General features: G+C 64.5%; 12 protein-coding genes. 9 read left to right on the top strand and 3 right to left on the bottom strand.

All coding sequences use genetic code 11. The annotated features are described in order from the left end of the window. Window positions 1-52: 52 nt before the first annotated feature. Window positions 53-898, bottom strand: coding sequence for a bifunctional methylenetetrahydrofolate dehydrogenase/methenyltetrahydrofolate cyclohydrolase FolD (gene folD, locus BTM36_RS21425; RefSeq protein WP_077237849.1), 846 nt, complete (start codon window positions 896-898; stop codon window positions 53-55). 294 nt (window positions 899-1,192) lie between these two features. Here folD and gshA point away from each other — a divergent pair, with 294 nt between their 5' ends. From gshA to lpdA, 4 genes are all read left to right on the top strand, one after another. Next, window positions 1,193-2,788 carry a glutamate--cysteine ligase gene (gene gshA, locus BTM36_RS21430; RefSeq protein WP_077237850.1) on the top strand — a complete coding sequence of 532 codons (1,596 nt, stop codon included), beginning with the start codon at window positions 1,193-1,195 and terminating at the stop codon, window positions 2,786-2,788. 524 nt (window positions 2,789-3,312) lie between these two features. After that, window positions 3,313-6,009 (top strand): pyruvate dehydrogenase (acetyl-transferring), homodimeric type, encoded by a 2,697-nt coding sequence (gene aceE, locus BTM36_RS21435; RefSeq protein ID WP_006465305.1) that lies wholly within the window; start codon window positions 3,313-3,315, stop codon window positions 6,007-6,009. A gap of 190 nt (window positions 6,010-6,199) precedes the next feature. Beyond that, on the top strand, window positions 6,200-7,903 hold the full coding sequence (gene aceF / locus BTM36_RS21440; RefSeq protein ID WP_077237851.1) for a dihydrolipoyllysine-residue acetyltransferase: 1,704 nt from the start codon (window positions 6,200-6,202) through the stop codon (window positions 7,901-7,903). 41 nt (window positions 7,904-7,944) lie between these two features. Next, entirely contained in the window at window positions 7,945-9,741 is a 1,797-nt protein-coding gene (gene lpdA, locus BTM36_RS21445; protein WP_077237852.1) for a dihydrolipoyl dehydrogenase, read from the top strand. 101 nt (window positions 9,742-9,842) lie between these two features. Here the strand turns inward: lpdA and BTM36_RS21450 are convergent, their stop codons facing one another. Both BTM36_RS21450 and BTM36_RS21455 read right to left on the bottom strand, forming a co-directional pair. Further along, window positions 9,843-11,258 carry an FAD-binding oxidoreductase gene (locus BTM36_RS21450; protein ID WP_077237853.1) on the bottom strand — a complete coding sequence of 472 codons (1,416 nt, stop codon included), beginning with the start codon at window positions 11,256-11,258 and terminating at the stop codon, window positions 9,843-9,845. An 8-nt stretch (window positions 11,259-11,266) separates the two neighbouring features. Next, window positions 11,267-11,953 carry an aspartate/glutamate racemase family protein gene (locus BTM36_RS21455; RefSeq protein WP_077237854.1) on the bottom strand — a complete coding sequence of 229 codons (687 nt, stop codon included), beginning with the start codon at window positions 11,951-11,953 and terminating at the stop codon, window positions 11,267-11,269. 128 nt (window positions 11,954-12,081) lie between these two features. Here BTM36_RS21455 and BTM36_RS21460 point away from each other — a divergent pair, with 128 nt between their 5' ends. The 5 genes from BTM36_RS21460 to BTM36_RS21480 all read left to right on the top strand — a co-directional run bounded on the left by BTM36_RS21460 (window position 12,082) and on the right by BTM36_RS21480 (window position 17,370). Next, entirely contained in the window at window positions 12,082-13,026 is a 945-nt protein-coding gene (locus BTM36_RS21460; protein ID WP_077237855.1) for a LysR substrate-binding domain-containing protein, read from the top strand. Between the two features lie 132 nt (window positions 13,027-13,158). Continuing rightward, window positions 13,159-14,100 carry a dihydrodipicolinate synthase family protein gene (locus BTM36_RS21465; protein WP_077237856.1) on the top strand — a complete coding sequence of 314 codons (942 nt, stop codon included), beginning with the start codon at window positions 13,159-13,161 and terminating at the stop codon, window positions 14,098-14,100. 10 nt (window positions 14,101-14,110) lie between these two features. Beyond that, entirely contained in the window at window positions 14,111-14,908 is a 798-nt protein-coding gene (locus tag BTM36_RS21470; protein WP_077237857.1) for an SDR family oxidoreductase, read from the top strand. Between the two features lie 30 nt (window positions 14,909-14,938). Beyond that, a complete protein-coding gene (gene hydA / locus BTM36_RS21475; protein WP_077237972.1) occupies window positions 14,939-16,411 on the top strand; it encodes a dihydropyrimidinase in 1,473 nt (490 codons plus the stop codon). Further along, the gene (locus BTM36_RS21480; protein WP_241811921.1) at window positions 16,408-17,370 is read left to right on the top strand and encodes an N-carbamoyl-D-amino-acid hydrolase; all 963 of its coding nucleotides are present in this window, start codon (window positions 16,408-16,410) and stop codon (window positions 17,368-17,370) included. Before hydA ends, BTM36_RS21480 begins: the two co-directional genes overlap by 4 nt. The last annotated feature ends 32 nt before the right edge of the window (window positions 17,371-17,402 follow it).

A 17,402-nucleotide genomic window follows, 5' to 3' on the forward strand; every position in this document is an offset into this window, starting at 1 on the left:
CGTTTCTCTGAAGCCTCCCGCCGGCGTGGCGCCCTCGGGAGGTGATGCGGTTTTAGGTACGTTCTGCAGCTTCGATGGTGTTGACCAGCAACATGGTGATGGTCATCGGACCCACGCCACCCGGCACCGGGGTGATCCAGCCGGCAACTTCGCGGGCATTGGCGAAATCGACGTCGCCGCACAGCTTGCCGTTGTCATCGCGGTTCATGCCGACGTCGATGACGACGGCGCCGGGCTTGACCATGTCGGCGGTGACGATGTTGCGCTTGCCGGTGGCGACCACCAGGATGTCGGCCTGGCGGGTGTGGTGGCCGAGGTCACGGGTCTTGGAATTACAGATAGTGACGGTGGCGCCGGCTTGCAAGAGCAACATGGCCTGCGGCTTGCCGACGATGTTGGAGGCGCCCACCACCACGGCATTGGCGCCGCGGACCGGGTAGTCGATGGATTCCAGCATCTTCATCACGCCATAAGGGGTGCAGGGGCGGAACAGCGGCTGGCCCGTCATCAGGAGGCCGGCATTGCTGACGTGGAAACCGTCCACGTCCTTTTCCGGCGCGATGGCTTCGATCACCTTGTGCGAATCGATGTGGGCCGGCAGTGGCAGTTGCACCAGGATGCCGTTGATCTTGGGGTCCTGGTTGAGGGCGTCGATGCGGGCCAGGAGTTCGGCTTCCGTCATCGTGGCTTCATATTTTTCCAGCACGGAGTGAAGACCATTGTCCTGGCAGGCCTTGACCTTGTTGCGCACGTAGACCTGGGAAGCCGGGCTGTCGCCCACCAGGATCACGGCCAGGCCGGGTTGCTTGCCTTGGGCGGTGAGGGCGGCGGCGCGCTTGGCGACGTCGGCGCGCAGTTGTTGGGAGAGCAGGTTTCCGTCGATCAGTTGGGCAGACATGGCAATGAAGGCAAAAAAGGCAGGGCTAGGAAGAAAGCTCCCGGGCGAGCCGGGGCGACTGGGGCGCGGTGCGCCGGAACCCGTGATTATAAAGCCAGGCCGGGGACGGAGTGACATGCGCGCTGCTGGTCACATGTTGTTTGTTTTGAAATAAAAACAGATGGTTTTGGGCGACAATCGCTTTTGGGGCAGCGTACGACGGGAATGTTCAATTTCGGTTATGCTCCCGCAACCAAACGCAGCAGCCTCACCGCAGCAGCCTCACAGTTCCCCTTTAGTTACAAGGATTTGCGCATGACCGATCTCCTCACCCGCCGCCTGCAACAGCTTTCCCAGCCGCAACATCTTGCGTTGCTGAGTCAGGGCTTGCGCGGTGTGGAGCGGGAGACGCTGCGGGTGGACGAGCAGGGCAATCTGGCCCGCACGCCGCATCCGCCGGCGCTGGGTTCGGCCCTCACCAATGATCTGATCACCACCGACTATTCGGAATCGCTGCTGGAGTTCATCACCCCGGCCATGCCCGACATCGCCGATGCGCTGCAGCGCCTGGATGAAATCCATCGCTTCGCCTATACCAAGCTGGAGGGTGAACTGCTGTGGAATGCCTCCATGCCCTGCGTGCTGCCGCCGGAAGACGAGATTCCCATCGGCTGGTATGGCAGTTCCCACATCGGCATGTTGAAGCATGTCTACCGGCGCGGCCTGGCGCTGCGCTATGGCCGCACCATGCAATGCATCGCCGGTATTCACTACAATTTCTCGGTGAGTGAAGACCTGTGGGAAGTGCTGCGCGACGAGGACGACACCGTCGACCCCACGCTGTCGCGTCGGGATTACCAGTCCGAGCGCTATATCGCCCTGATCCGCAACTTCCGTCGCTACAGCTGGCTGCTGATGTATCTGTTCGGTGCCTCGCCGGCGGTGGCCACCAACTTCCTGCGCGGTCGTGCGCACCAGCTGGAGACGCTGTCCGAGGACACGCTCTTCCTGCCCTACGGCACCAGCCTGCGCATGAGCGACCTGGGTTACCAGAACCACGCCCAGGCCAACATCACGCCGCACTACAACAACCTGCCGGCCTACATCCGTAGCCTCTCGCATGCGGTCAGCGAACCGTATCCGCCCTATGAAGCCATCGGCACCAAGCGCGATGGCGAGTGGGTGCAGATCAATACCAACATCCTGCAGATCGAAAACGAGTTCTACTCTTCGATCCGCCCCAAGCGCGTCATCAACAGCGGCGAACGCCCGGTGCAGGCCTTGTCGGCGCGTGGTGTGCAGTATGTGGAAGTGCGCTGCATGGACATCGATCCCTTCAACCCGCTGGGCATCGGCCTGGAGGCAGCGCGCTTCCTGGACGTGTTCCTGCATTTCCTGGCGCTGGAATCGAGCTGCCTGACTTCGGACGAGGAGGGCGTGGAAAACCGCGCCAACTTCCTCGCCACCGTCAAGGAAGGCCGTCGTCCCGGCCTGCACCTGCAGTTCAAGGGCGAATCCATCCTGCTCAAGGACTGGGGCGAGCAACTGCTGGACCGCATGGCACCGGTAGCCGAACTGCTGGATCGCCAACTGGGCGGCAGCCAGCATCGCGACAGCCTGGCCGTGCAGCGCGGCAAGCTGGCCGATCCCGACGCCACCCCGTCGGCCCATGTGCTGCGTGAAATCCGCGCCGCCGGCAACTCCTTCCCCGGCTTCACCCTGGCCAACAGCCGCCGCCAGGCCGAGCAGCTGCGCGCCCGGCCGCTGTCGGCCGCCAAGACGGCTGACTTCGTGGCCATCGCCCAGGCCTCGCTGGATGCGCAGCGCGACATTGAGCGTACCCAGATCGGCGACTTCGATACCTTCGTCGCCGCCTATCGCGCCAGCACACTGGGCAATATCGCGATCTGAACATCGCTTCATTTATATAGAGCAAGTTCTGTAGCGTAATTCCGCTACGGCCGGCGATCGGGCTGGTCGTGGCGGAATGTGATTACCGCTGGCAAGCTCAGCAGGTGAATCCATTTGCTTCACGTCAACACGGCCAACCCTGATTTTTCAGGTAGTTCAGGCCACTTTGCCGCATTGCAAACAGGGCAAGAAAACCCCTCTCCCAAGGCGATACAGTAAAAATACGAGGCCCGCAAAGCGCCTGTTCATGCCGCTTTGCAGCATATTTTCGCATTATGAAATCGATTATCGTAATTTGAAAATCGAAAATTCCCTGATAAAATTCGTCGTCCACACGGCTGGAAGACCGTACATTTAAGCCTGTTCCGCCTCCAAAGCCTTGCCCCACGGGCCGGGAAGGGTTGTAGCACAGGCAACGGAATGGTCTTCCTGCATCACTTGCCGGCGGCAGCGTACCGAATGAACCGACCGACCCGCCAGGTCTATCCGACCGGACGGATCTCTCAACAACCAGGAGACATGACATGTCAGCCCAAATCGATCAAGTTCTGGCGCAGGCCGCCAACGATCCCGATGTGATGGAAACCCAGGAGTGGCTCGACGCCCTCGAAGCAGTGATCGAAAAGGAAGGCCCGGATCGCGCCCACTACCTGATGGAACGCATGGTCGATCTGGCCCGCCGTCGTGGTGCCCATATTCCCTTCTCCAGCAATACCGCCTACGTCAACACCATTCCGGCCGACCAGGGCGAGCACTGCCCTGGCAACCTGGAATACGAAGAGCGCCTGCGCTCGTGGATGCGCTGGAACGCCATGGCCATGGTGGTCAAGGCCAACCGCGTGGACGGCGACCTGGGTGGTCACCTGTCTTCCTTCGCCTCGCTGGCCAACATGCTGGGCATCGGTTTCAATCACTTCTGGCACGCTCCGACTGAAGATCACGGCGGCGACCTGCTCTACATCCAGGGTCACTCCTCGCCCGGCATCTATGCACGCGCCTTCCTGGAAGGTCGCCTGTCCGAAGACCAGCTGATCCACTTCCGCCGCGAAGCCGATGGTCATGGCCTGTCGTCCTACCCGCACCCCAAGCTGATGCCGGAATTCTGGCAGTTCCCGACCGTCTCCATGGGCCTGGGCCCCTTGATGGCGATCTATCAGGCCCGCTTCCTGAAGTACCTGCACGCCCGCGGCATCGCCAAGACCGACAACCGCAAGGTCTGGGCCTTCTGCGGCGACGGCGAGATGGACGAACCGGAATCGATGGGCGCCATCGGCATGGCCGGTCGTGAAAAACTGAACAACCTGGTCATCGTGGTCAACTGCAACCTGCAGCGCCTGGACGGCCCGGTGCGCGGCAACGGCAAGATCATCCAGGAACTGGAGTCCGACTTCCGTGGCGCCGGCTGGAACGTGGTCAAGGTCATCTGGGGCAGCGGCTGGGACGAGCTGCTGGCCAAGGACAAGGACGGCATCCTGCAGAAGGTGATGATGGAAACCGTCGACGGCGAGTACCAGAACTACAAGGCCAAGGACGGCGCCTTCGTGCGCAAGCACTTCTTCGGCAAGCATCCCAAGCTGCTGGAAATGGTCTCCAAGATGTCGGACGACGATATCTGGCGCCTGACCCGTGGCGGTCACGACCCGCACAAGATCTACGCCGCCTTCAAGGTCGCGCAGGACTCCAAGGACCAGCCCACCGTGATCCTGGCCAAGTCCATCAAGGGCTATGGCTTCGGCAAGGCCGGCGAAGCGCGCAACACCGCGCACAACACCAAGAAGTTGGACGACGAAGCCATCCGCGCCATGCGCGACCGCTTCCAGCTGCCGATCTCGGACGCCGAGCTGCCCAGCATCCCGTTCTTCAAGCCGGCCGACGACACCCCGGAAATGCAGTACCTGCACGAGCGCCGCAAGGCCCTGGGCGGCTACCTGCCGCAACGTCGCCCGCACGCTGACGAAAAGCTGCCGGTGCCGGAACTGTCGGCCTTCCAGGCCATGCTGGAGCCGACCGCCGAAGGTCGTGAAATCTCCACCACCGCTGCCTACTCCCGCGTGCTGACCGCGCTGCTGCGCGACCCCAACCTGGGCCCGCGCGTGGTGCCCATCATGGTCGACGAGTCCCGTACCTTCGGTATGGAAGGCCTGTTCCGCCAGATCGGCATCTTCAGTCAGGTCGGTCAGCTGTACGAACCGGTCGACAAGGACCAGGTGATGTACTACCGCGAAGACAAGGCCGGCCAGATCCTGCAGGAAGGCATCAACGAAGCCGGTGGCATGAGCTCGTGGATCGCTGCGGCGACCTCGTACTCGACCAACAACCGCGTGATGATCCCGTTCTACACCTACTACTCCATGTTCGGTCTGCAGCGTATCGGCGACCTGGCATGGGCAGCCGGTGACATGCGCGCCCGTGGCTTCCTGATCGGCGGCACCGCCGGTCGTACCACCTTGAACGGTGAAGGTCTGCAGCACGAAGACGGCCACAGCCACGTGTTCGCTTCGGCCATCCCGAACTGCATCCCCTACGACCCGACCTTCGCCCACGAAGTCGCCGTGATCATCCATGACGGCCTGCGCCGCATGGTGGCCAACCAGGAAGACGTGTTCTACTACATCACCGTGATGAACGAGAACTACGCCCACCCGGGTATCAAGGCAGGCCAGGAAGAGGGCATCTTGAAGGGCCTGTACCTGTTGAACGAAGGCGGCAAGGAAAACAAGCTGCGCGTGCAACTGCTGGGCTCCGGCACCATCCTGCGCGAAGTCATCGCCGCCGCCGAACTGCTGCGCGACGACTGGAAGGTCGACGCCGACGTCTGGTCCGCACCTTCCTTCACCCTCTTGGCCCGCGAAGGCCAGGACGTGGAACGCTGGAACATGCTGCACCCGGCCGACACCGCCAAGAAGAGCTACTTCGAGCAATCGCTGGAAGGTACCGAAGGTCCGATCGTGGTCTCCACCGACTACATGCGCACCTACGCCGAGCAGGTCCGCGCCTTCGTGCCCAAGGGCCGCTCCTACAAGGTGCTGGGCACCGACGGCTACGGCCGCTCGGATACCCGCGCCAAGCTGCGCGAGTTCTTCGAGGTGAACCGCCACTTCGTCACCGTGGCTGCCCTGAAGTCGCTGGCCGATGAAGGCAAGATCAAGCCCGAAGTGGTGGCCCAGGCCATCGCCAAGTACGGCATCGATCCCAACAAGCCCAACCCGGTGACCGTGTAAGGACTGCCCGACCGACCATCCCCGCCTCAGCCTGCTGATCGCGGGGATGTGTCGTGTCCGGCACTGCCACAAAAACGGGAAGGGCCGCAGCCAGATCGCTTAAGATGCAATGGCTTTGCGGCAGCACCTTCCCTACTGCGAATATCCCTCCCGGCCCTGGGCCAGGGAACAGAACAACGGAGCGCATCAGATGAGTCAAGTCGAAGTAAAAGTCCCGGACATCGGCGATTTCAAGGAAGTCGAAGTCATTGAGGTGATGGTCAAGGTCGGCGATACCATCAAGGTCGATCAGTCCCTGATCACCGTCGAATCCGACAAGGCCAGCATGGAAATCCCCTCCACCCAGGCTGGCGTGGTCAAGGAAATCAAGGTCAAGGTCGGCGACAAGGTCGCCGAAGGTTCGTTGCTGCTGATCGTCGAAGGCGAGGGCGCTGCGGCAGCACCGCAAGCCGCCGCCCCGCAAGCCGCCGCCGCTGCGCCGGCTGCCGCCCAGGCCTCTGCCCCCGCACCCGCGCCAGCCGCTGCAGCTCCTGCGGCTGCTGCCGCCGGTGGTACGGTCGAGATCGAAGTCCCCGATATCGGCGACTTCAAGGAAGTGGAAGTCATCGAAGTCATGGTCAAGGTCGGCGATACCGTCAAGGCCGAGCAGTCCCTGCTGACCGTGGAATCCGACAAGGCCAGCATGGAGATTCCCTCCAGCCACGCCGGCGTGATCAAGGAACTGAAGGTCAAGCTGGGTGACAAGGTCGCCAAGGGCAGCATCATCGCCACCATCGAAGCCGTCGGTGGCGCACCTGCCGCCGCCCCCGCTGCTGCACCTGCCCCGGCTGCCCCCGCTGCTGCACCTGCCCCGGCTGCCGCCGCTGCTGCTCCTGCCGCGCCCGCAGCGTCGGCCCCGGCTGCTGCTGCGCCGGCTGCTGCTGCGCCGGCCATCGCCACCGCTTCGGCCACCAGCACCGGCGGCAAGGCCCACGCCTCGCCGTCCGTGCGCAAATTCGCCCGCGAACTGGGCGTGGACCTGTCGCGCGTGCCGGCTACCGGCCCCAAGGGCCGCATCCTGCAGATCGACGTGCAGAACTTTGTCAAGGGCATCATGGCCGGTTCGACCTCGGTCGCCGCCGCCCCTGCCACCAATGGCAGCGGTGCCGGCATGAACCTGTTGCCGTGGCCGTCGCTGGACTTCAGCAAGTTCGGCGAGACCGAACTGCTGGCCCTGTCGCGCATCAAGAAGATCAGCGGCCCCAACCTGCATCGCAACTGGGTGATGATCCCGCACGTGACGCAGTTCGACGAAGCCGACGTCACCGAGCTGGAAGAATTCCGCAAGACCTCCAACGATGCCTTCGCCAAGTCCAAGTCGCCGGTCAAGCTGACCATGCTGGCCTTCGTGATCAAGGCCAGCGTCTCGGCACTGAAGAAATTCCCGGCCTTCAATTCCTCCCTGGATGCCAAGGGCGAGAACCTGATCCTCAAGAAGTTCTACAACATCGGTTTCGCCGCCGATACCCCGAACGGCCTGGTGGTTCCGGTCATCAAGAATGCCGACCAGAAGAGCATCGGCCAGATCGCCATCGAAATGGGCGAACTGTCCGCGCAAGCCCGTGACGGCAAGTTGAAGCCGGCCGACATGCAAGGCGCGACCTTCACCATCTCTTCGCTGGGTGGCATTGGCGGCACCGCCTTCACGCCCATCATCAATGCGCCGGAAGTGGCGATCCTGGGCCTGTCCAAGTCCATCATCAAGCCGGTATGGGACGGCAAGCAGTTCGCCCCGCGCCTGATGCTGCCGACCTCGCTGTCCTATGACCACCGCGTCATCGACGGTGCCATGGGCGCGCGCTTCTCGGCCTACCTGGCCGAGGTGCTGGGTGACCTGCGCAAGTCGCTGCTGTAAGCCGCCACTAGCGAACCACAGAACATTACGGAGCCAGGACAATGAGTCTCTCTGAAGTCAAGGTCCCCGATATCGGGGATTTCAAGGAAGTCGAAGTCATCGAGGTGATGGTCAAGGTCGGCGACACCATCAAGGTCGATCAGTCCCTGATCACCGTCGAATCCGACAAGGCCAGCATGGAAATCCCGTCTTCCTCGGCCGGCGTGGTCAAGGAAGTCAAGGTCAAGGTCGGTGACAAGGTCGCCGAAGGCTCGCTGCTGCTGCTGGTGGAAGCCAGCGGCGAAGCTGCCGCAGCGCCGGCCCCGGCGGCCGCGCCTGCACCGGCCGCTGCTGCGCCTGCTGCCGCTCCAGCCGCTTCTGCTGCACCCGCTGCCCCCGCTGCCGCCCCGGCCGCTGCCAGCTTCGGCGGCAGCGCCGACGTGCAGTGCGACGTCATGGTGCTCGGTGGTGGCCCCGGTGGCTACTCGGCCGCCTTCCGCGCCGCCGACCTGGGCCTGAACACGGTCATCGTCGAGCGCGAAGCCACCCTGGGTGGCGTCTGCCTGAACGTCGGTTGCATCCCCTCCAAGGCCCTGCTGCACGTGGCCGCCGTGATCGACGAGACCGCCGCCATGGCCTCGCACGGTGTCACCTTCGGCAAGCCCGAGATCGACATCGACAAGCTGCGCGGCTACAAGGACAAGGTCATCGGCACCATGACCGGCGGCCTGGCCGGCATGGCCAAGGCGCGCAAGGTGGCGGTGGTCAATGGTGATGGCCAGTTCGCCGGCCCCAACCACATCGAAGTGACCGCCGCTGACGGCAGCAAGAAGGTGGTGCAGTTCAAGCACGCCATCATCGCCGCCGGTTCCTCGGTGGTGAACCTGCCCTTCGTACCGCAGGACCCGCGCATCGTCGACTCCACCGGCGCGCTGGAACTGCGCCAGGTGCCCAAGCGCATGCTGGTCATCGGCGGCGGCATCATCGGCCTGGAAATGGCCACCGTCTATTCCACCCTGGGCGCGCGCATCGACGTGGTCGAGATGATGGACGGCCTGATGCAGGGCGCTGATCGCGACATGGTCAAGGTCTGGCAGAAGTTCAACGAAAAGCGCTTCGACAACGTCATGGTCAAGACCAAGACGGTGGCCGTGGAAGCCCTGGCCGAAGGCATCAAGGTGACGTTCGAAGCCGCCGAAGCCGGCGCCACCGCCCCCGAGCCGCAACTGTACGACCTGGTGCTGGTGGCCGTGGGCCGCAGCCCCAACGGCAAGAAGGTCTCGGCCGACAAGGCCGGCGTGATCGTGGGTGATCGCGGCTTCATCCCGGTGGACAAGCAGATGCGCACCAACGTCCCGCACATCTTCGCCATCGGCGACCTGGTGGGCCAGCCCATGCTGGCGCACAAGGCCGTGCATGAAGGCCACGTCGCTGCTGAAGCGATTGCCGGCGAGAAGAGCTTCTTCGACGCCAGCGTCATCCCCTCGGTGGCCTACACCGATCCGGAAGTGGCATGGGTCGGCGTGACCGAAGACGAAGCCAAGGCAAAGGGCATCAAGATCGAGAAGGGCCATTTCCCGTGGGCCGCCTCCGGTCGCGCCGTGGCCAATGGCCGTTCGGAAGGCTTCACCAAGCTGCTCTTCGACGCCGAAACGCATCGCGTGATCGGCGGCGGCATCGTCGGCACCCATGCCGGCGACATGATCGGCGAAGTGGCCCTGGCCATCGAGATGGGCGCGGACGCCGTGGATATTGGCAAGACCATCCACCCGCACCCGACCCTGGGCGAGTCCCTGGGCATGGCTGCGGAAGTGGCCGAAGGTCATTGCACGGACTTGCCGCCGCAGCGCAAGAAGTAAGCGCAGCCAGCAGCAAAGCAGCAACAAGAAAATCGGCGGACCATCTGGTCCGCCGATTTTTTTTACCTACCCGCCATGCCGCTCAAGCTGAATGGAACCAACTAAAGCAACTTCCCCGGATTCATGATCAGGTTGGGATCGAAGGCCTGCTTGATACGCAGCATCAGCTCCATCTCCAGCGGCGACTTGTAGTGCTGCAGCTCGTCGCGCCGCAACTGTCCCACGCCATGCTCGGCGCTGATGCTGCCCTGCAGGTCGGTGACCAGGTCGTGCACCAGGCGGTTCAGCAGCAGCGTGGCCTGCTTGACGTCTTCATAGGTCGAGGACAGCGGGATCATCACGTTGAAGTGCAGGTTGCCATCGCCCAGGTGGCCGAAGTTGATGATCTGCGCAGCCAGGCCGCAATCAGCGATGAGCGCCTCGGCCTGCGCCACGAAGCCGGCGATGGCCGAGATCGGCAGGGCGATGTCGTGCTTGATGACCTTGCCGGCGCGTACCTGCGCCTGCGAGATGCCTTCGCGGATTTTCCACAAGGCTGCAGCTTGCGTGCCGCTGGTGCAGAACATGGCATCGCTGATCGTTTCGTCTTCCAGGGCCTGGCCCAGTACCTCTTCCAGCATCGCCTGCAGGCCCAGGTCTTCGGTATCGGCCAGTTCGATCAGGGCGTTGTAGGGCGTCGCCCGGGCCAGCGGGGGGCGGGTGTCGGTGACGTGCTGCAGTACCAGCGCCAGTGACGCAGCCGACATCATTTCAAACGCCACCAGACGGTCGCCGCAACGGGCGCGGGTACGTGCCAGCAAGTCGGCCAGTTGTGCGGGCGAGTCGGCGCCCACCCAGGCCGTGGCGCGGGCGTGCGGCTGCGAGAAGAGCTTCAGCACCGCGCCAGTGATCACTCCCAGCGTGCCTTCCGAGCCGATGAAGAGATCCCGCAGGTCGTAGCCGGTATTGTCCTTGCGCAGACCGCGCAAGCCGTTCCAGATGCGCCCGTCGGGCAAGACCACTTCCAGCCCCAGGGCCAGTTCGCGCATGTTGCCAAAGCGCAGCACGGCGATGCCGCCCGCATTGGTGGCGAGATTGCCGCCGACCGTGCAACTGCCCTCGGCACCCAGGCTCAGCGGGAAATAGCGTCCCGCGCTGCGTGCCGCTTCCTGCGCATGCGCCAGGATCACGCCGGCATCCACGGTCATGGTGTTGTTGATGGGATCGACCTCGCGCACACGGTTCATGCGGGTGGTGGAGAGGATCACTTGCGCGCCGCTGTCGTCCGGCGTGGCGCCACCGCTCATGCCGGTGTTGCCACCCTGGGTCACGATGGGGGTGTGGGTGAGATGGCACAGCCGCACCACCTCGGCGGTCTGCGCCGTGTCGGCCGGACGCACCACCACCGCCACGCGGCCCTGCCACTTGCCGAGCCAGTCCTTGAGATAGGGTGCCTGTGCCTCGGCCTCGGTGACCAGTCCGGCATCGCCGACGATGGCGTGCAGTTGGCGGATCAGTTCCTGGGTGTTCTCGCTCATGTCAGTCCTCATGCTCCATGCCAGTTCATCTTGATGCGGCCGATGGCCATTGCCGCAGCGGCCTGGCTGGGCTCGACCACGGGCAGGCCCAGCGCCTGCTGCAGGGGATCGCGATAGGCCGCCATGCCGGCGCAGCCCATGACGATGACATCGCCACCATGTTCGTCGCGCAGGCGGCGGCCGACCTCGGTCATGCGCGTCAGCGTGCGTTCGTATTGCGCCAGTTCGGTCACGTTCAGGCCGATGGCCAGCTCGCCGGCCAGTCGTGCCTGCACCCCCATGGCGCCATAGGCGCGCAGATGGCGCGGGATCGAGCCCGGCAGGATGGCGATCACGCCAAAGCGCTGGCCCAGCGTAAGGGCGGTCAGTACGCCGCTTTCCATGATGCCCAGCACTGGGACGTCCACCGCCTCGCGCACCGCATGCAGGCCGGGATCGGAGTAGCAGGCAATCACGAAGCCTGCCGCCCGGGGACGCAAGGAGCGCGCCAGCGCCACCAGTTGCGGTGCCACGCTGTCCACGTCCTGCTGGGTCTGAATGCCCGGTGGCCCCGACTGCAGCGACAGGCATTCGATGGCCGGTCCGCCCGCCATGCGCAGCGGCGCCATGGCGGCGTCGATGCCGCGCGTGACGGCGGCCGTACTATTGGGATTGATGATGAACAGGGCAGGGCCGTCGGCGGGGGCAATGGACATGATGGTTTCTCGCGGGTTCTCGCAAAACAGGAGTCAGCACAGGCAAGGACTGTACCCCAGGCCGACGGGCATGCTCCTTGCTCATTTGTCGGTTCCCCTTAACATGCTGTTATGCGCGACGAGGATCCATGGCACTGAACCTGCGCCAGATCGAGGTATTCCGGGCGGTCATGACGACCGGCTCCATCAGCGGCGCCTCACAATTGCTGTTCGTCTCCCAGCCGGCGGTGAGCCGCCTGCTGTCCCATACCGAGCAACGGGTGGGCTTCGCCCTGTTCGAACGCATCAAGGGCCGGCTCTATGCCACGCCCGAGGCCAAGAAACTGTTCCACGAGGTGGAGCACGTCTACCAGGCCGTGCAGCGCGTCAACGAGCTGGCCACCGACCTCTCGGAAAACCGCAGCGGCATCCTCAACATCGTCTCCAGCCCCAGCATCGGGCAGATGCTGATCCCGCAGGCCATCGCCCTGTTCCGCAACCGGCATCCGGATGTCAAGCTGACCTTCCACTGCCTCAATTACGGCTACCTGAAGGATCGCCTGCTGGCGCGCCAGGCCGACCTGGGCATCATCATCCTGCCCATGGAACACCCCAGCCTGCAGGTCACGCCACTGTGCAGCAACCGGCTGGTGTGCGTGCTGCCCTACAACCATGAACTGACCCGGCGCGGCACCCTGAGCCTGGCCGATCTGCGGCCCTTCCCGCTGATCTCCTACAATCGCGACTCCCCCTTCGGCGGCATCGTCGGCCGCTTCTATCAGTCCGAGGAAGAACCGCTGCGACCCATCATGGAAGTGGGCTCGCCGCAGAACGCCTGTTCCCTGGTACAGATGGGGGCCGGGGTGGCGCTGGTGGATGAATTCTCGGTGCGCAGCTGGGCCGGCACCAGCCAGATGGTGGTGCGTCCGGTGGCGCGCGCGCCCATCCTGCGGGCCAACCTGGTGCATGTGCGCACCGAGCCGCTGTCGCAGCTGACCCAGGCCTTCGTCGCCGAGTTGCAGCAGCTGGTGCGGGCCCAGGGCTACGGCCTGCCGCATGAAGAGGAGGTGAATGCTATCGATGGCGAGCATTAACACCACGTTAAGGCGTGCGCACAAAAAGGCATGCGACAAGCACGGATGACTCCACGACAATCGTTTCCATCCTGTCCGGCCTGGCCCAGCGCCCGGTCGCCGCTGCCACCATCTCTTCATGGAATGTCGCGCATGTCTTCTTCGTCCACATCTGCTTCTTCGCTGGCCACCGCACGCGGTGTCTACACCATCTGCCCCACACCCTTCCACGCCGATGGCGGCCTGGACCTGGGCAGCATCGCCACCCTGGTCGAGTTCCAGATCCAGGCTGGCGTCTCGGGCCTGGCCATCCTCGGTTTCCTGGGCGAGGCACACAAGCTCTCCAATGCCGAACGGCGCGCCGTGACCGCCACCTTCGTCAAGTGCGCCGCCGGTCGCGTGCCGGTCTGGGTCGGGGTGCGCGCACTTGGCCTGGCCGGTGCCATCGAGCAAGCCACCGAAGCCGCCGAGGCCGGCGCTGCCGCGGTCTTCGCCGCACCGCTGGACATGGCCTCGGACGCCGTGCAGTTCGATTACTACAAGTCGCTGGCGGCGGCCCTGAACATCCCGGTGGTGATCCACGATTTCCCCGACTCCTTCGGCACCGAGATCAAGGCCGAAGTGATCGCCCGCCTGGGCCGCGAAGGCGGGGTCAACTTCATCAAGATGGAAGAGCCGCCGGTGGGCCAGAAGATCAGCCGCATCCGCGACCTGGCCGGCGAATCCATGCGCATCTTCGGTGGACTGGGCGGCGTGTACTTCCTGGAAGAGCTGCAGCGCGGCGCGGTCGGCACCATGACCGGCTTTGCCTTCCCGGAGATCCTGGTACGCATCTATGACCAGTTCGCCGCCGGCGACCTGGCCGGTGCCGCAGCCACCTTCGACAAGTATTGCCCGCTCATCCGCTATGAATTTCAGCCCAAGATCGGCCTGTCGCTGCGCAAGTATGTCTACCGCAAGCGCGGCGTGATCTCCAGCGACGCCATCCGTTCGCCGGGCATGCGCATCGATCCCGAGACCGAGCGCGAACTGGAAGCCGTGATCGCCCGCGTGGGCCTGGACCTCAACCAGCGCGGTGCGCTGGTCATCCAGTAAGGGGCCGCGCATGGACCTGGGAATCGCCGGACGTCGCGCACTGGTCTGCGCCTCCAGCAAGGGGCTGGGCCTGGCCTGTGCCATTTCTCTGGCGCGCGAAGGCGTGGCCGTGACCATGACCGCACGCGGCGCCGAGGCGCTGGAGGCAGCCGCACAGCAGGTGCGTGAGGCTGCCGGTGTCGCCGGTGCCACCGCTGCCACCGTCATCGCCGTAGCCGGCGACATCACCACGCCCGAGGGCCGCGCCCTGGCGCTGGCGGCCTGTCCCGATCCGGACATCCTCATCACCAACGCCGGTGGCCCCAAGCCCGGCGACTTCCGCGAGTGGTCGCGGGACGACTGGATCGCCGCCGTGGATGCCAACATGCTCACCCCCATCGAGCTCATCAAGGCCACCGTGGACGGCATGATGAAGCGCGGCTTCGGTCGCATCGTCAACATCACCTCCGGCGCGGTGAAGGCGCCCATCGACATCCTCGGCCTGTCCAACGGCGCACGCTCCGGGCTGACCGGGTTCGTCGCCGGCCTGGCGCGCAAGACCGTGGCCCACAACGTGACCATCAACAACCTGCTGCCCGGCCCGTTCGAGACCGATCGCCTGCTGGCCACGGCCGCCGCCGCTGCCCGTGGGACCGACAAGAGCGTGGAGCAGGTTCTGGCGGCCCGCCGCGCCGCCAATCCGGCCGGACGTTTCGGCCAGCCCGGCGAATTCGGCGATGCCTGCGCCTGGCTGTGCAGCGCCCAGGCCGGTTTCGTCACCGGGCAGAACCTGCTGATGGATGGCGGCGCCTATCCCGGCACTTTCTGAACGCAGACTCCGATAAGGAAGGCAATGAGCATGGACTTCGACCTCACCATCCGCAACGGCCGCATCTCCACCGACCGTGACACCTTCGTGGCCGACATCGGCGTCAAGGATGGCGTGATCGTGCGCATCGCACCGGGCCTGTCGCCCGGGCGCGAAGACATCGACGCGGCCGGTCGCTGGGTGCTGCCCGGTGGCATCGACAGTCACTGCCACATCGAACAGCTTTCCGGCATGGGCATGATGTGCGCCGACGATTTCTATTCCGGCACCGTGTCGGCGGCCTTCGGCGGCACCACCACCATCATTCCCTTTGCCGCCCAGCATCGCGGCAAGCGCATTCCCGACGTGATTGCCGATTACGCGCAGCGCGCCCGGGAGAAGGCGGTCATCGACTACGGCTTCCACCTGATCCTGGCCGACCCTGACGAGCAGGCATTGCAACACGACCTGCCGCAGGCCATCCGCGACGGCATCACCTCGCTGAAGGTCTACATGACCTACAACGCCTTGAAACTGGACGACTACCAGCTGCTGGACGTGATGGCGCTGGCCGGCAGGGAAGGGGCGCTGGTGATGATCCACGCCGAGAACCACGACATGATCCGCTGGCTCGCCTCGCGCCTGCTGGACCAGGGCCATACCGCACCCAAGTTCCACGCAGTGGCGCACGACCCGTTGGCCGAAGCCGAAGCCAGCAACCGCGCCATTGCACTGTCGCGCCTGATCGGCGTGCCGGTGCTGATCGTGCACGTGGCCGGCGCCGAAACCGTGCAGACCATCCGCAATGCCAAGCTGCTGGGCGCGCAGATCTATGCCGAGAGCTGCCCGCAATACCTGTTCCTCACCGCCGAGGATATCGACCTGCCCGGTGTGGAAGGCGCCAAGTATTGCTGCAGCCCGCCGCCGCGCGACGCCAATGCCCAGGAGGCGGTCTGGGCCGGACTCAAGGATGGCACGCTGGGCATGTATTCCTCCGACCATGCGCCTTACCGCTTCGACGAAAGCGGCAAGCTGCCGCGTGGCGAAGACACTACCTTCAAGGAAATGGCCAATGGTGTGCCCGGTATCGAACTACGCCTGCCGCTGCTGTTTTCCGAAGGCGTGCTGGGCGGGCGTATCGACATCCACGAATTCGTGCGACTGAGCGCCACCAACCACGCCCACATGTATGGCCTGTCGCACTGCAAGGGCAACATCGCCGAGGGCCTGGATGCCGACCTGGTGATCTGGAACCCCGAACGCGAAACCACCATCACGGCCGACCTGCTGCACGACAACGTCGGTTACACCCCCTATGAAGGCCGGCAGATCAAGGGCTGGCCGGAAGTGGTCACCAGCCGTGGCCGGGTGGTGGTCAGCGAGGGCGAACTGAAAGTGCAGCGCGGATCGGGCCGCTATATCGCGCGCCAGTGTCCGGAACCGGCCAGCATCGCGCAACGGCCATCGCGCAGCAATCTGCCGGGCTTGCTCGGCCTCAAGGGAAAAGCATGGGAGCAGCAATGAACGCAAGCAATCACAAACGCTTCGGCCTGGCCGTGGCGCAGATGGGGCCGGTGCAACTGGCCGAGGATCGAGCCACCGTGGTGCGCCGCCTGCTGGAGATGATGCGTGAAGCCGCCTCGCGCGGCGCGAAGATGGTGGTCTTCCCGGAACTGGCACTGACCACCTTTTTCCCGCGTTACTGGATGGAAGACCAGGCCGAGGTCGATGCCCGTTTCTTCGAGTCCGAGATGCCGGGGCCGCAGACCCGCCCGCTGTTCGAACTGGCGGCGCAACTGGGCATCGGCTTCTATCTCGGCTATGCCGAACTGACCGCCGATGGCCATCACTACAACACCGCCATCCTGGTCGATGACAAGGCGCAGATCGTGGCGCGCTATCGCAAGATCCACCTGCCCGGCCATAGCGATCACAAGCCAGAGGCGCCGTTCCAGCACCTGGAAAAGAAATACTTCGAGGTCGGCAACGATGGCTTCGGCGTCACCGACATGCTGGGTACCCGCATCGGCCAATGCCTGTGCAACGACCGCCGCTGGCCGGAGACCTATCGCGTCATGAGCCTGCAGAGCGCGCGCATCGTCACGCTGGGCTACAACACGCCGTCCTGGAACATCCACTGGAACGAGCCACCGCACCTGCGCATGTTCCACCACCTGCTGTCGCTGCAGGCCAATGCCTACCAGAACGGCCTGTGGGTGGCGGCCGCCGCCAAGTGCGGGTTTGAAGACGGCTTCCACATGATCGGCGGCTCGGCCATCGTCGCGCCTTCCGGCGAGATCGTGGCGCAGGCCCAGGGCGAGGAAGACGAAGTCATCTTCGCCAACTGCGACCTGGGCCTGGGCGAGACCTTCCTGCAGCACGTCTTCAATTTCGCCAAGCACCGTCGTCCCGAACACTACCGCCTCATCGTCGAACGCACCGGTGCCGGCGAACCGCTGGCGCCGTCCGAACTGTCCACCTGAATCCTGTCCACCTTCCACCCAATCGAGGAGTG

This window comes from Herbaspirillum sp. VT-16-41 (assembly GCF_001994935.1).
In the GTDB taxonomy this organism is placed as follows: domain Bacteria; phylum Pseudomonadota; class Gammaproteobacteria; order Burkholderiales; family Burkholderiaceae_D; genus Herbaspirillum; species Herbaspirillum frisingense.